The sequence below is a fragment of the Paraburkholderia sp. RL17-347-BIC-D genome (genome assembly GCF_046027915.1).
Lineage (GTDB): Bacteria > Pseudomonadota > Gammaproteobacteria > Burkholderiales > Burkholderiaceae > Paraburkholderia.
In genome coordinates, this window is sequence record NZ_JARESS010000009.1 from 87,161 (window position 1) to 102,411 (window position 15,251).

Consider the following 15,251-nt stretch of genomic DNA (forward strand, 5'->3'; position numbering starts at 1 on the left):
TGTAACAATAGAGGCTGGCAACGGATGACGCAAGCGGGTGGCTAGACGCCCGCCTCTACGCGCGGAGGGCCGCCGGGAGTTACTTCGCGGCGAGGGCCGACGTGACTTCGCGGTTCTGCCAGACGCTGTCTTTCACGGTGATTTTCTGTGGGATCAGGTTGGCGCCGTAGAACGCATCGGCGACGATCTGCTGCGAACGCACGATCTCGTCGGTGACGGCGGTGGTGCCGTACGGATACCGGCGCACCCACGTTTCGACCAGCTTCTGATCGAGGCCGACCTTCGGCGCGATCAGCGCGGCGGTTTCCACGGGGTGCGCATTGACCCACAGCCCGGCAGTGCGCAACTGTCCGAGAATCGCGCCGATCACGTCGGGATGCTGCTGCGCGAAGTCGCGCGTCGCTTCGTAGAAGTTGTACGGGGCGTTGAGCTCGGTGTAGTCGGCAAGTGTGCGCGCCTTCAGAGCCTGCTGCGCGGATGCATAGTAAGGATCCCAGATCACCCATGCATCGACACTGCCGCTTTCAAAAGCGGCGCGCGCGTCGGCGGGCGGCAGATACACCGGGCGAATATCTTCGTAGCGCAGGCCCGCTTTCTTGAGCGCTTCGAGTATCAGATAGTTCGAGCTCGAGCCCTTTTGCAGCGCGACGCGTTTGCCCTTCAGATCGGCCACGTTTCGCAGTGGCGAGTCGCTTTTGACGAGGATCGCTTCGGCATGACTTCCCGAAGGCTCGGCTCCCACGTACACGAAGCGCACGCCGCTAGCTTGAGCGAACACCGGCGGCGGTGCGCCCGTGTAGCCGAAGTCGATGCTGTTCGCGTTCAACGCTTCGAGCAGTTGTGGTCCCGCCGGGAATTCGAACCACTTGATGCTGTAGCCGAGCGGTTTGAGTTTTTCGTCGAGCGAGCCTTGTGCCTTGAGCACCGCGAGCAGGCCCGATTTCTGATAGCCGATGCGCAAGACTTTGGCCGGCTCGTTGCTACTGCCGCTGGTCTGCGCGGCGGCGTTCAAGGTCGTGAATGCCGCGAGCAAAGCGGCGGCGAGTTGAAGCGAATAACGGGCGTGACGGGCCATCCTGCGAATCTCCATTGCGTTCGATTGGTGTGGCCGCCGCGTGTTGTCAGCGTGATTCGTTCGAGTCCGCGAATGGCATGGCGCGGGCCCGCGGATGCGACTGAAAACGCGTTGCGGCGACGTTCGGGGATCGTCGCATGGACGTCCCGCCGTTCAAACGAAGCAATGCAGATTTGAATATGACGCGCGGCGGAACATGGCGTGGGTCTTGGTGTGTTCGTCTAGCTGCGCAAGCGGGTGGGCGCATAAGCGCGAGAAGGCGAAGGCTTAGACGCGGGAGAAAGTGGGTGCGAGGGCGAGGTTGAAGGCGAAGCGAGGGCGAACGAAAGCAAGAGCGGATGCGAAGGCGAGGGCGAACGAAGGCAAAAAGCGAATGCGAGCGCGAACGTCACGGCAGGGGCGAACGCAAGGACAAAATGCGAAGGCGATAGCAACGCGAAGTTCAACGCGAGAGCGAGACTACGCGCACGGCCTACTTCTTCGTCTTGTCCCTCTTCGCCGTACTCGCAGCGCCTTCAGCAGCATGGCCCAGTTTCTTTTCCATGATGGCCGCGACACGGTCGCCAAGATAATCGCCCGAGGCTTCTTCTAGCGCCCGGTTCATTTCACTTTCCACCAGCACCATCGCCAGCGGCCGCAGGCGCCAGATGGCGTCGACCAGAGCGGGCACATCGGCGGGCGGCGGCAGCGCGTCGGCGTCGTAGCGGTCGAGTTGGCGGACCACCAGATCGACCAGCGCTTTGGCGACCGCATTGAAATGCGGCCTCGCGATGCCCACGGCGTCGAGCAGATCGGCAAGCGGAATGCCTTCCTTCGCCATGGTCGCGCCGGCGGCCAGCGCCGTCGGGCTGCCTGACACGAACGAGAGACCGTCGCGCTCCAGCAGACCGAGGTCGACTGCTTTGCCGAGCGCGCTCGGCGAGGCCTTGTCGTCGAACATTTGCAGCAGTTCGATCAGCGAGTATTTTTTCGGCCGCTCGCGTGACCAGCGGCCGCCGATCGCCGTTTCCAGACCGAGAATCGAACGCAGATCGTGGCCTTCGTCGACGGCCATGATCAGGTCCTGGATGTTCGCGAGCGTGTAGCCGCGGGCGAGCAAATGGTTGATCAGCTTGAGACGCGAAGCGTGCGTGTCGTCGTACACGCCGACGCGGCCGCGTTTTTCCGGCGGCGCGAGCAGGCCGCGGTCCTGATAGGCGCGCACGTTGCGCACGGTGGTGTCGGTGACGCGCGCGAGTTCGTCGACGGTGTATTCGTTGCGCGGCGTGGTACCGGCCGGGTCGTGCGAGTCGGCGGCCAAGGGCGGGACAGGAGGCGGCGTGTTGGGCATGGGAGGGATTCTAACGCGGCGGCGCGTGCGGCTACCAGTGCGCCGCCCGATGCAGGCCCGCGATGGAAATTTTCACGTGGCTTCGCTTATATTTCCGGTCTCGCGCTTGGGCTACTCACTGTCTGCATATGGCAACCGAATCGCACTACGTCAGCGGCGGTTGCCGTATGCCTGTGCCCTCGGACGACTGGCCGGTCACCTACACCGCGGTACTGCGCAACTCGCGCTGAGTCGAATATAAGACACGGCGCTTCAGTCGCGCCCTGACGCCTCATCGTCCGGCATGCTCGAGTCACCCTTGCCGAGCGTTCGCTGCATCAACGTCGTATCGAGCCACCGGCCGTGTTTGAAGCCCACCGCCTTCAAGGTGCCTGTCAATTCGAATTCCAATTGCGTATGCAGTGACAATGAACCGCCGCTGCCGCCATCCGCGATCACGGCGACCATCTGGCGCCACGGTCCGGTTTCGCAGCGTTCGATCAGCGCCTGGAGCAGCACGCGCCCCAGGCCTCGACCGCGATAGGCGTCGTTCACATAGATCGAATCTTCGATGGTGTTGCGATACGCGGCGCGCGGCCGGTAAGGCGTGGCGTAGCAATAGCCGGCGACTTCGCCGTCGATCTCGGCCACCATGTACGGCAGCCCGTGGCTGCGTACCGACGCGAGCCGCGTGCGCAGGTCATCGACGGAGGGAGGTATCTCTTCGAACGAGGCGACGCCGGTCAGCACGTGGTGCGCGTAGATCGCCTGAATCGCGGGAAGATCGGCTTCGATGGCGTCGCGGATCAGCGGGGCGGTTGCATTCGCTGATCCGGAGGTGCTGGGCGCGGGATGGGTGGTGCTCATACATGTTCCTGTCGTGGCGAAAAATCGGCGGATACGTTTTACTATGCCCGCCGCGCGCGCGAATTTGAAGCGAGTCAAAAATCACCACGACGTATGGCGGGTATTTCGCGTTAGCCCATGCGCGCGTCAGCAAGCTTTAGCGAAGACGACGCACGCTCATGGTCACCCGCCTGGCACCGCTCAGCTATGCGAGTACGTATCCGGCTGCGTCACATGCCCACGATGATGCCGATGATACTTCGCCTTATGTTTCGGCTTGGCCTCGGATACAGGCGCATGTTGTTCGGCGGATTGCTGCGAAGCCGGCGCCTGTTGGGCCTGCGCGCGAGGCGCGGGAGCGGGCTGCGCATGACCGGACGGCAGCGAGCTTTGGCCTTCGCCGAAACGGAAGGTTTGCGAGGTCTGGGCGTACGCGCCGACAGACAGCGTCAGGGCGGCAACCGCCAGGCAAATTGAAAACTTCATGGATCCTCCTTCTGAACGAGCCGGTGAGGATACCCGTTTTCCTGGCAGTCGATCGATCACATCAGGCGCAGCGGCCCGCTTGCGCTGTTGTCGATCAACGGCAACGCGCGCGAACCCGGCAACTCGTAGTGCCACCATTCGCTCTTGATGTGCGTGAAGCCCGCGCCATGCATCACACCCAGCAACAGCATGCGATTGCGTTGCACCTCTAGCCGCAAGCCCGGGTGAAAGTGCTCCGATTCGATCGTCATCGCGTCGAAGCCGGTGCCCATGTCGAGTTCCTCGCCGTGTGCGTCGAGCAATGTCAGGTCGAGCGCCGTGCCGCGGCTATGGTTCGAGCCGCGCGTCAGGTCCGCCACGTAAGTCGGGTCGGGCAGAAAATCCCACAGCACTTGCTGCGCTTGCGGCGGCCGGTACGCATCGAAAATGCGCAACGTCGTGCCGATCTGACTCGCCAGTTCGACCGCGCGGCGCAACGCCGCCTCTGCCGGTTCGAGCAGCAGACAATGCGCCGTCTTGTAGATCGGTTTGCCGGTGAGATTGCGCGCGGTGGCGTAGACGAGGTCGATGTCGACGCCATGTGTGGCGGACGTGATTTCGATGAGTCGATGGTCGGTCATGAGGCGAAGGACGTGGCGTGCATCAGAGGTCGTCGAACTGATCGAATTCGCTTTGCAGTTCCCGGTTGCGCGCGACACGTTCGTCGATACGCGGCCCGAGTCTTTCGACGATCGCCGAGATCAGCAGATTGAAGAGACACGTGAGCGGCGCGAGCGAATCCCAGAATTGGCCGACGTCGGTTTTCACCTGCAGCAGATCGCCGTCGAATTCGCGCGCCCACGGACAATAGATGTCGGTGATGAGCGCGAAGGGCAGGCTGCGGCGCGTCGCGGCTTCGCAATAGCGGCGCGCGACCTTCGAGTAAGCGCGCGTGTCGGTGACGATCAGATAAGGCGATTCGAATCCGGAGTTCAGCGAATCGACGTACGAGCCCGACATGCCGTCAGAATAGAACACGCGTGGGCGGATGTATTCGAGGTAGCTGTAAAACGCGTTGCTGATGCCGCGCGTGGACTGAATGCCGAGAATGTAGACGGCGTCCGCGTTCGAGATGCGCTCAGCCACGCGCGCGAACACCGGCGACTGCGCGAGTTGATAGACATGCTGGATCGCGCTGGTTTCGAGTTCAAGCGAACGGGCGAGCGCGGGGTTGGGCTCGGCAGGCGAACTCGCGTCCGGCGTGGTTTCGTCGTGTTGGCCGGCAGCGCGGCGGAACGCGTCGAGCCGGTCCGTGATCAGCCACGGACGCTCCTGAGCGCCGCGCAGTTCGCGCTTCAGGTCGTCGAGATTCTGATAGCCGACGCTGCGCAGGAACCGGCCGACCGAAATGCCGCTCGTGCCGGCTTGCTGGGCAATCTGATCGGCGGTTTCGAGGCCGAGCCGGTCGAGGTTGGCCAGCATGTAGCTGGCGACGCGCTTGGAGGTGGGCGTGAGTTCGGCAAAGCGGGCTTCGACGGTTTGAGCAAAAGCGGTCGGCATCGTAGTCGCGGCGCTGGGTAGTGGTTAGTCGATCATGGGAATGATGACATATTCGACTGGCCACCCGCGCCGCGCGGGCTCGAATGTCGATGAGACGCATGCTAGTCGGATACCAGCCGAAAGCGAGACGAAAGCTTGATGCAAGCGAGACCTAGGTCAGCCGCAGTCGAGACGCGCGTCAGATGGCCGGTCGCGCCGACGCCGGTGCCCGCGAGAAGTGCCGCGCGCCCGCCACGCAGCCCACCACGACCACAGAGACCACAATCATCGCCAGCGGCACCTGTTCGTGCAGCAGCAGCCCCGCAAGCAGCAGGCCGAAGAACGGCTGCAGCAACTGCAATTGTCCGACGCCCGCGATGCCGCCGAGCGCGAGGCCGCGATACCAGAACACAAAGCCGATCAGCATGCTGAAGAGCGACACATAGGCGAGGCCCCAGAGCGACGCGTGACTGACACCCTCGAATGATGCCGGCCGCGTCCACACCGCGAGCGGCAGCATGAGCGGCAGCGACAGCACGAGTGCCCACGAAATCACCTGCCAGCCGCCGAGGTGGCGCGACAGTCGCGCGCCTTCTGCATACCCCAGCCCGCATGCGACGATGGCGGCCAGCATCAGCGCGTCGCCGATCGGTGAGGCATCGAGCCCGTGACGCAAGGCAAACGCCACCACCGCGCCGCTACCGAGCGCCGAGAACAGCCAGAACGCCGGTTGCGGACGCTCGCCGCCGCGCAGCACGCCGAAGATCGCCGTGGCGAGCGGCAGCAGGCCGACGAACACGATGGCATGCGCGGCGCTCACGTGGCGCAGCGCCAGCGCCGTCAGTAGCGGAAAGCCGACCACCACGCCAAGTGCGACGATCAGCAGCGGAATCAGCTCGCGGCGGGACGGCCGCGCCTGGCGAAATACGAGCAGGAGCAGCAGACCGAGCGTACCGGCGATCGTCGCGCGGGCGACCGTGACGAATAGCGGGTCGAGGCCTTGCACGGCGACGCGCGTGGCCGGCAGCGAGCCGCTGAAGATCAACACCCCGATGAAGCCGCTCAGCCAGCCGTTTGTCGTTTTGTCCATTGGGAAGGTCCGCGCGCGTGGGGAAAGAGACTCATAGCATCCGCTATCTGGGCATGGACGGTAAGGTACGGATCGGTGCAAATCGTCCAAACTGTACCGAGGAATGGGGCGGTACAGCGGTCACATGGCTGGCGATGTGTTCGTCACGGCAACCGGCTCGTGGCAGGGCGAAACAGGCCCACGCCTAAAGTCCCGCCAGGAATCCAACCTGGTAAGAGCCTGTTTCGAATGCTCTAACTCAGCGAGTTTGTCCACATGAAGCATCAGGGAAAGGGACAAGACACATGCTGAAAACGCTTGGAACCAGGCTTGGTTTTGCCGTGCTGCTGTACCGAGCGTTTGCTCCGTTTGCAGTGGCGTCATGCACCGGTACTGCTCCGCCCAGCGGGACAGCTGTGGCATGTACGGGAGCCGGCATCCCTGCTGTGGCTGCCCAGACGGGCAGCACGGGCGTAACGATCAATGTCGACTCGACCGCCGTCGGCAATTTTGCGCGGGCTGTGCAGCCGGTGGCTCTGAGCGTCGACGCCGGCAGCGCGATCACGAGCAGCGGCAATCTTTCGCTCACCGGTGGCGGCGGTAGTGGGGGCGCGCGCGGGGCGGTGCTGCTCGGCGTGGGCAGCGCAAACCTGCTCACCAATGCGTCAGCGGGCGTGATCAGCACAACCGGCGCGTTCAACGACGGCATGGCCGCGAACGGCAGCAACAACACGCTGACCAACAACGGTTCGATTACCACCAGCGGCCCCAACGCCTATGGCATGTCCGCGGCGTGGGGGCAGACCAATCTCGGACAGGCCGGCAACATGATCGTGAATACCGGCACGGTGTCCACCTCTGGCAGCAATGCCCGAGCTGCATCGATACTCGGCGGAAGCGGCACCGTCAACAACAGCGGCCAGTTGTCCACGACCGGCGCGGCGGGGCAGACCGTCTACATGCAAGGGAACGCCGATCACCTGATCAACACCGGGACGATTACCGCGAGCGGCGCGACTGCCGGCGGTACTTCGGCTGACGCAGTGTTCTCCAACACCGCAGGCTCGAATTTCACGGCGCTGATCGAGAACCGCGCGGGCGGCCAGATCATCAGTCAGAACGGCTCCGGTATCCGCACGCTGAACGGCAATTCGACGATCATCAACGCGGGGCTCGTGCAAAGCGGCATTGGTACGGCCATTACGATGGGCAATGGCAACGACTCGCTGATCCTGCAAAGCGGCTCGGTCATCAACGGCAGTGCGAACGGCGGCGCCGGCTCCAACACGGTGACCTTGCAAGGGAGCGGGACGGCATCGAACGCATTCACAAACTTCCAGACCTTGCTCATGCAAGGCACGCTGTGGAACTGGACCGGCACCGGCACCTTCACGCTCGCTCACGTGCAGACCGGCACACTGAACCTCACCGGGACACTCGGCACATCGGCGGCGGCGCTCGTCGATGCCGGCTCGACGCTGCAAGCTAATGCGCAGACCCTGCCGCAGAACGTCACGGACAATGGACTGGTCCGCTTTGCGCAAGACAGCGCGGGCACTTATGGCGGCCTGATCTCGGGCACCGGCTCGGTCGAAAAGGCCGGGGCAGGAACATTGACGCTTGCGCCGGCCGCAGCGGGTGGCAACAGCTATTCGGGCGGTACCGTGCTAACTGAAGGGACGCTGTCGGCGTCGGCGGACAACGCGCTTGGCGCGGCGAACGGCGGCGTGACATTCAACGGCGGCACGCTGCAGTTCGGTAGCAGCTTCGACCTCGCCGCGACGCGGGCCATCACGATTGCGGCCGGCGGCGGCACCATCGACACGCAAGACTTCCAGTCGACGATCACGCAGAACATCTCAGGAGCGGGCGCGTTGAACAAGGTCGGCACCGGCATGCTGATTCTCGACGGCGCGAACTCGTACGCCGGTGGCACGACCGTCAGCGCGGGCACGTTGGTAGTAGGCGATGCCGCGAGCCCGGGCGCCGCGCTCGGCGGCGGCGCGACGACGGTCGCGTCCGGTGCGACGCTCGGCGGCTACGGTAGTGTAACCGGCGACGTCACGAACAATGGCACGATCAGCGTCGCCAACGCGCTCGCACAGTTCGACGATCAGCCTAACGGCGCGTTCACCATCAATGGCCAGTTGGTCAACGCCGGTCTCGCGCAAATCGGCAACGCCCGAAGCGTCGGCAACACGCTGACGGTCAGCAACTACGTCGGCCAGAACGGCACGATTTCGCTGGGTGCCGTGCTTGCCGGTGACAACTCGGCATCCGACAAACTTGTTGTCAACGGCGGCAAGGCCACGGGTTCGTCGACGTTGCAGGTCACTAATGTCGGAGGCGCAGGCGCGCCGACGCTCGCTGACGGCATTCAGATCGTGCAGGCAGCGAACGGCGCGACGACGGACCTATCCGCGTTCAGACTGTCCGGCGGCGTGGTCGCGGCCGGTGCGTATGACTATTACCTCGCTAAAGGCGGCGTCACGAACGGCACGTCGGAGAGCTGGTATTTGCGCAATACGGTGCCGCCCGCGCCGAGTACGACGACGGGAACGCCAACGGGAACGCCCCCGACCGGAATACCAGGTGGGACGCCGACGGGCACGCCGCCAACCGGTACGCCGCCTGGGACACCAACAAGCACACAACCGAACCTTCCAATCGCCGCGGCCGGCACGCCGCCGCTTCCAAGCCTGTCGCCGAGCGCCGCACCCATGCCTCTATACCGCCCCGAGGTCGCGATCTATGCCGAGGTCCCAAGTGTCGCGCGTCAGCTCGGCATTCTGCAGGTCGACAACTTTCACGACCGTCAGGGCGAGCAGTCGTTGCTCTCCGAAAACGGCGCCTTGCCCGCTGCATGGGGCCGCGTGTGGGGCGGCCATAGCACGCTGAGTCAAAGCGGCGACGTGAATCCTGAATTCGACGGCTCCGTGGTCGGCGTGCAGGCCGGCCACGACATTTACGCCGACACCACGGCGAGCGGCCAACGCAACCATTTCGGCTTCTTTATCGGCTTCGCGCGCGCAACCGGCGACGTCAGCGGTCTGGCGGACGCCACGCCGAACGCCGACGTCGGGCATCTCGCGATCAACGCATACAGCCTCGGCGGATACTGGACGCACGTCGGCGCCGGCGGCTGGTACACCGACGCGGTCGTGATGGGCAGCTCGCTGGTGGTCGATCCCTCGTCACGCAACGGCATCGCGACGACGACGCACGGCAATGCGGTGACCGGCTCGCTCGAAGGCGGCCTGCCAATCGCCATCGGCTACGGCCTGACGCTCGAACCGCAGGCGCAACTGATCTGGCAGCATCTGTCGATCAACGATCTGAACGACGGCATCTCGACGGTGACGTTCAACAACGGCAATACCTTCGTCGGCCGTTTCGGCGTGCGGCTCGCGGGTCACTACGATGTCGAGCACACGACTTTGCAACCCTACTTGCGCCTGAGCGTATTGCGTTCGTTCGGCAGCGACGACAAGGCGACCTTCGCCGGCGTGACGCCGATCGTGACGACGGTGGGCCAAACCGCCGGGCAGATCGGCGCGGGAGTCGTGGCGAAGCTTACGAAGCAGGGCAGCGCGTTCGCCACCGTCAGTTACGTCACGAATCTTGGTGGCGAACATCAACGGACGATCATCGGCAACGCGGGCGTTCGTTGGGCGTGGTGAGGTCCCGCTTTGCGTGGGATCAAAGTAAGCGCTAAAGCGCTAACTCTGATCGACCGCTTTGCGTGGGATCAAAGTAAGCGCTAAAGCGCTAACTCTGATCGACCGCTTTGCGTGGGATCAAAGTAAGCACTAAAGCGCTAACTCTGATCGACCGCTTTGCGTGGGATCAAAGTAAGCACTAAAGCGCTAACTCTGATCGACACCGGAGACGAACATGAGCAAACTGACCGCGAAGATCAAGCACGAATTTATGGAGATGCTTCCGCCGACGATCTATTTCTTCGTCATCCTGCATATTGTCGCGATCATGCGCGCGCTGATCAACCGAGGCTACGACGTCACGCTGCCAACGTCGGTCTCCGTGACCATCGCCGCGTTGATTCTCGGCAAGTCGGTGTTGATCGCCAACATGCTGCCGTTCATCAACCGTTTTCCCCGGAAACCGTTGATCTGGAATATCGGCTGGAAGACGGCGATTTATACGCTGGTGGCCTTGATCGTGCACTACCTGGAGCATCTCTATGAATACTGGAAGGAGGCGCCGAGTCTCGCCGCCGCCAACCAGAAGCTGCTCGCCGATCTGAACTGGCCGCATTTCTGGGCCATCCAGATCTTGCTGGTGACGCTGGTCGCCAGCTATTGCGTGGTCGCCGAACTGGTCCGCGTGATCGGCCGTGACAAGTTCATGGCGATGTTCTTCGGCCCAATGCCGCCGAAGCCGGCTGGTCAGGCTGCCGGCTAGTTCAGTCGTTGCCGATGGCGCGCCTGAACATTCGCTTGCCAATGTGCCGAACTTACTTGCACAGCAGAAGCAAGCGTTCCTGATCCGTACACGTCGGACGCGGTTTCGGCGCGGCCTGCTGGACCGCCGTGGCGTTCATCGCGGCGCTCTTGTTCACGAGACACGCGCGCAGATGCTTCTCGACCGGTGAGTAGTATTTCCACCCGCGCACGAGAGGCGGCAACTCCAGCTTCACCTGCTTCCATTTCGGATGCCCGTGCTCCTGAAGATTGTCGAAGTTGGCGCATAGCGAATCAGCAAAGCGATTCAGATTGCCGACGGTATCGCGCAGGCCATAGTCGTACGTGACGAGAAACGCCTTGACGGTCAGCGCGGGCACGTCTTCCTTCAGCCAGGTCGGATAACTGGCCGCGCGAATCGTCGTCGGGAAATAGGTTTGTTTGGCGCGGGTGGTTTCGGGTGCGGCCGGATCGGCCCTTAGAAGGCGGATTTGCTGCAACAGGTCGGGGTTCATGTCGTTGAACAGTTTCGCCGGCTGTCCGACCACGATGATCGCGACGTCCACTTTCTTGACGATCAGCGCGGCCAGCGCGTCTTCGTTGCTGAGATGCTGGATGTTCTGCTCAGGAATTGCCTGACCGAACATCAGGTGATAGAGCGTCGTGGCCGACTGCGCGGTGCCGCTGCCGATCAGGCCGACACTGATGCTTTTGTCCTTGATATCAGCGAGGGTTTTCAGCGGCGAGTCCGCGCGCACCACGACGTTGATTTCCTCGTCGTAGAGCGGCATGATGAGCCGCAGCGGCCGGATTGCCGTGCCGGCATCGGCATTGCCGGCGTTGGCCATGTCGATGTAAGCCTGGTACACGTCGGATTGCACGAGCGCCAGTTTCACGCCCGGCTCGAAGCGCATGCGTTGCACGTTTTCAGCGGAGCCCTTCGAGGCCATCACTTCCAGGTCAATGCCCGCTGGTTGCGCAACCCATTTCGACAGATCCTGGCCGATCTGAATATACGTGCCCCGTTCCGGACCGGTGACGATCTTGTAATGCGCCGGCTCCGCGCAGGCCAGTGAAGATACGACCATCAGCGCCAGCCCCAGCCATCCCGCCAGAAGTCTCTTCAGCATGGTCTATCTACCTATCGGTCAGGTTCGTACGACTTCGCGCGTCGACGCGCGTGAAGCACCAGTGAGCCGGATTGCCATGTCATGTTCTATGTGCCGCGCCCGCCACGTCCGTCTGTTACCTCTCAAACGATACGCGCTGACGTGCGCGATTTTCGGGCGGATTGTTTATACGATTCGGTATCCAGATTATCTGTCACTGGCTCGGTGAACCACCCGCGGAGGGCTTCGCGGCATTCGTCGCCGGACGTTTCCAGCCGGAGTCCTTGATGGCGCGTTCGCGTGCCTCGACGCTGTTGCCCTCCGGCGTCGCGGCGGCGGAACGCGGGGCGGCCACCACGACTTCGCTGTTCGGGGGCGTGCCTTTGGGCAACGGCGTCTGTAGCTGAACCGCTTGCTGCGACGATGCTGCGGCTTGCGCTTGCGCCGACGCTTTGACTTGTGGCGGCGTGCCTGCCGCGGCGCGCGGGTTGAGCGGCGCCCAGCCGGTCTCGCGAATCACGCGTTCAAGAATGGACTTCGCCGTGTCGTTGCCGGTATCGATCGCCAGCGCTTCGTTGGCGTGTTGACGTGCGCAAGGCCACGACTGCTGCGCGGCGCAAGTTTGCGCTGCTTGCAACGCGGCGTCGCGGCGGGCGGCCAGCGACTTCAATTCTGCCGCGAGGTCTTGTGCGTCGGAACTGCCCGGTTGCATCGTTTGCGCGGCGCCGAGCGCGGCTTGTGCCGCGGAGAGATCGTTGGCGCGGAAAGCGAGGCGCGCCGCCTGCAAAGCTTGCGCGGCATCGCGGAACTGCGGCGCGGGTTTGGCGGGCGCAGCGGCCACCGGTGGCGCGGCGGGCGTCGCCGGCATCGCCTGTACCGGCCTGGCGGGATTGACGGGCACGGCGGGTTTGCCCGCGGTGGCAGCCTGGTTGGCGGACTGAGCCGGCGAATACAGTGCGATCGTGCCGGTCGTCGTTCTGGCGTCCTGAGTAGTTTCGGTTTCAGCCGACTGGTCGCTACTGCCGCTCAGTGAATCGCGATCGCTGAATAGCGCATATCCGACATACGCCAGGCCGATTACGACAACTGCGCCGATGGCATAGAGCACCTTGCGAAGCGGGATTGCGCCGTGAGCCGCCGCATTGGGCAGCGCATGAAGATGCGGAATCGGCGCATCCGGTGAAACGAGTGCGGACGCAGGCATCACTGCCTCGCCACGAGCGGGTTCGCTCGCGAACGTGGCACGCGTCGTGGGGTCGGTCTCGTCGGCTGTCGCCGCGTCGAGGCTGTTCTCGAGGCTGTTCTTTTGCGCGGCTTTATTCATGGCGCTGGCGCGGCTGCCGGGAATCACTGTGCGCTTGTGCGGACCCGCGTCGAGTGGATGGACCGCGCCGCAATATGGGCAATAGTCGACTTGCCGGTACAGTGCGCCGCCACACCGCTTGCAAGGCGTTGGAAAACTATGTCCGAGTAGTGTCTGGGTGGACATGCTGTGGACCCACCTTTGGAAAACGATGCCATTACGGCATGTTCCGGATCATGTTGAAGCGGGAGCAATGTCCGCGGAAATCACAATCCACATGCGCCGGAGAGTCATTGCGGCAAGGCCACGCTTGCGATGCCGCTGGTTGCAATATGTGGCGTTTCAGTGAGAACGTCAATCGCCGTTGCTACCTAGGTTATGTGCGCTAGTGCACATTTGCAGGTACGACGAAATACCCCCTATATCGGCAGGACGAACGGGCGTGAAGGTTTTTTCACACCATTCGAAGGGCGCTGAAAATAGAACGAGGTCGGCGCGCGTGGCGTCCGACCTCGTCATTTAAGCGCTTGCATCAAGCGCCTGAGAAAAGCGGGAAAATAATCAGTGCTTGCGTAGCGGATGATCCTTCAGCAGCCATGCGAGCGCGAACGCCAGCACCACCACGCACGCAGCCGAAAGGTACACCGTGTGCAACGCGCCCGCGAATGCTTGCAGATAATCGTCGCGCAACGCTTGCGGCAACTCGTGGATCGCGGCAGGTCCGAACGCGTGCGGCAATTCGGTGTCGGGCGGGATCAGCTTTTCGAGGCGCGCGGCGAGACCGTTGGAGAACACAGCGCCGAAGCTCGCCACGCCGATCGAACCACCGATCGAGCGGAACAGCGTCGCGCCCGAAGTCGCCACGCCCATATGCTTGAACTCCACGGTGTTCTGCACCGCGAGAATCAGCACCTGCATCACCATGCCAAGCCCGCAGCCGAGAATGCCCATGTCGAGATACATCACATGAATCGGCGTGCTGATCTGCAGGCGCGCGAGCAGCAGCATTGCGACCGCCACGAGAAACGTGCCCGCGATCGGGAACATGCGGTACTTGCCGATCTTGCTGATCACCCGGCCGGTCACCATCGACATCAGGAACAGGCCGCCCATCATCGGTAGCATCTGCATGCCGGCTTCCGATGGCGTCGAGCCTTTGACCACCTGCAAATACAGCGGCAGGAACGTCACCGAGCCGAACAGCGATACGCCGATGATGAAGCCGATCAGGCTGCTCAGCAAAAACGTACGCTGTTTGAAGAGTTCGAGCGGCATGATCGGTTCGACCGCGCTGCGTTCTTCGTGAATGAAACCCCAGATCGCCACGAGGCCCATGCCCAGCGTGAACCAGAGTTGCGGCGACGACCACGGCAGGATCGTGCCGCCCTGGCTCGTGAACAGGATGATGCAGGTGAGGGCGCCGGCAAGAAACGCGGCGCCCATGTAGTCGATGGTGTGCTTCACGTGGCGAACGTGCGGCCTGAAGACCGCGCCGATCACGACGAGCGAAATGATGCCGAGCGGCAGATTGATGTAGAAGATCCAGCGCCACGTCAGGTGCTCGACGAGAAAGCCGCCGAGCAGCGGGCCGATCACGGTCGCAAGACCGAACACACCGCCGAACACGCCCTGATAGCGACCGCGTTCAGCCGGCGGAATCACGTCGGCGATGGCGGCCATCGTCACCACCAGCAAACCGCCGCCGCCGAGACCTTGCAGCGCGCGCAGCACGATGAGCTGCGTCATGTCCTGCGCGATACCGCACAGCGCGGAGCCGACCAGGAACACGATGATCGCTGTCTGCAGCACGATCTTGCGGCCGAACAGGTCGCCGAACTTGCCGTACAGCGGCACGACGATGGTCGAGCTGAGCAGGTAGGCGGTCACCACCCACGACAGATTATTGAGCCCGCCCAGTTCGCCGACGATGGTCGGCAGCGCCGTCGAGACGATCGTCTGATCGAGCGCGGCGAGCAGCATGACCAGCAGCAGTGCCGGAAACAGCAGACGGATCGGCGGGTGAGCGGCTGCGTGCGCGCTCGCCTGCGCGTGGGTCTGCGTCAGCTCGGCGGGTTGTGTCGTGGTCGATTGGTCCATGGCATCACGGGTTGAAAT

At 63.3% G+C, this 15,251-nt stretch carries 12 protein-coding genes; 2 read left to right on the plus strand and 10 right to left on the minus strand.

The annotated features are described in order from the left end of the window. Positions 1 to 79: 79 nt before the first annotated feature. The 7 genes from P0D96_RS14705 to P0D96_RS14735 form a co-directional block, all read right to left on the minus strand. The gene (locus tag P0D96_RS14705; RefSeq protein WP_408314048.1) at positions 80 to 1,075 is read right to left on the minus strand and encodes a sulfonate ABC transporter substrate-binding protein; all 996 of its coding nucleotides are present in this window, start codon (positions 1,073 to 1,075) and stop codon (positions 80 to 82) included. A gap of 472 nt (positions 1,076 to 1,547) precedes the next feature. Then, the gene (locus P0D96_RS14710) at positions 1,548 to 2,405 is read right to left on the minus strand and encodes a MerR family transcriptional regulator (protein WP_408314050.1); all 858 of its coding nucleotides are present in this window, start codon (positions 2,403 to 2,405) and stop codon (positions 1,548 to 1,550) included. Positions 2,406 to 2,657: 252 nt separating this feature from the next. Continuing rightward, positions 2,658 to 3,251 carry a GNAT family N-acetyltransferase gene (locus P0D96_RS14715; RefSeq protein ID WP_408314052.1) on the minus strand — a complete coding sequence of 198 codons (594 nt, stop codon included), beginning with the start codon at positions 3,249 to 3,251 and terminating at the stop codon, positions 2,658 to 2,660. 180 nt (positions 3,252 to 3,431) lie between these two features. Beyond that, on the minus strand, positions 3,432 to 3,716 hold the full coding sequence (locus P0D96_RS14720; RefSeq protein WP_408178412.1) for a hypothetical protein: 285 nt from the start codon (positions 3,714 to 3,716) through the stop codon (positions 3,432 to 3,434). A 56-nt stretch (positions 3,717 to 3,772) separates the two neighbouring features. Next, positions 3,773 to 4,336, minus strand: a complete 564-nt coding sequence (gene ddpX / locus P0D96_RS14725; protein ID WP_408178411.1) for a D-alanyl-D-alanine dipeptidase — start codon at positions 4,334 to 4,336, stop codon at positions 3,773 to 3,775. Between the two features lie 22 nt (positions 4,337 to 4,358). Continuing rightward, a complete protein-coding gene (sapR, locus tag P0D96_RS14730) occupies positions 4,359 to 5,255 on the minus strand; it encodes a sap1 transcriptional regulator SapR (protein ID WP_132382874.1) in 897 nt (298 codons plus the stop codon). Between the two features lie 178 nt (positions 5,256 to 5,433). Next, on the minus strand, positions 5,434 to 6,324 hold the full coding sequence (locus tag P0D96_RS14735; protein ID WP_408178410.1) for a DMT family transporter: 891 nt from the start codon (positions 6,322 to 6,324) through the stop codon (positions 5,434 to 5,436). A 284-nt stretch (positions 6,325 to 6,608) separates the two neighbouring features. Here P0D96_RS14735 and P0D96_RS14740 point away from each other — a divergent pair, with 284 nt between their 5' ends. After that, the gene (locus P0D96_RS14740; protein WP_408314054.1) at positions 6,609 to 9,983 is read left to right on the plus strand and encodes an autotransporter outer membrane beta-barrel domain-containing protein; all 3,375 of its coding nucleotides are present in this window, start codon (positions 6,609 to 6,611) and stop codon (positions 9,981 to 9,983) included. A 214-nt stretch (positions 9,984 to 10,197) separates the two neighbouring features. After that, positions 10,198 to 10,725 carry a hypothetical protein gene (locus tag P0D96_RS14745; RefSeq protein ID WP_132382880.1) on the plus strand — a complete coding sequence of 176 codons (528 nt, stop codon included), beginning with the start codon at positions 10,198 to 10,200 and terminating at the stop codon, positions 10,723 to 10,725. Between the two features lie 52 nt (positions 10,726 to 10,777). Here P0D96_RS14745 and P0D96_RS14750 read toward each other — a convergent pair whose 3' ends face one another. From P0D96_RS14750 to P0D96_RS14760, 3 genes are all read right to left on the minus strand, one after another. After that, positions 10,778 to 11,854, minus strand: a complete 1,077-nt coding sequence (locus P0D96_RS14750; RefSeq protein ID WP_408314056.1) for a TAXI family TRAP transporter solute-binding subunit — start codon at positions 11,852 to 11,854, stop codon at positions 10,778 to 10,780. A gap of 193 nt (positions 11,855 to 12,047) precedes the next feature. Then, positions 12,048 to 13,322 carry a zinc ribbon domain-containing protein gene (locus tag P0D96_RS14755; RefSeq protein ID WP_408314058.1) on the minus strand — a complete coding sequence of 425 codons (1,275 nt, stop codon included), beginning with the start codon at positions 13,320 to 13,322 and terminating at the stop codon, positions 12,048 to 12,050. A 375-nt stretch (positions 13,323 to 13,697) separates the two neighbouring features. Further along, complete coding sequence (locus P0D96_RS14760; RefSeq protein WP_408314060.1) at positions 13,698 to 15,233, minus strand: MDR family MFS transporter; 1,536 nt, start codon at positions 15,231 to 15,233, stop codon at positions 13,698 to 13,700. Between the last annotated feature and the right edge of the window lie 18 nt (positions 15,234 to 15,251).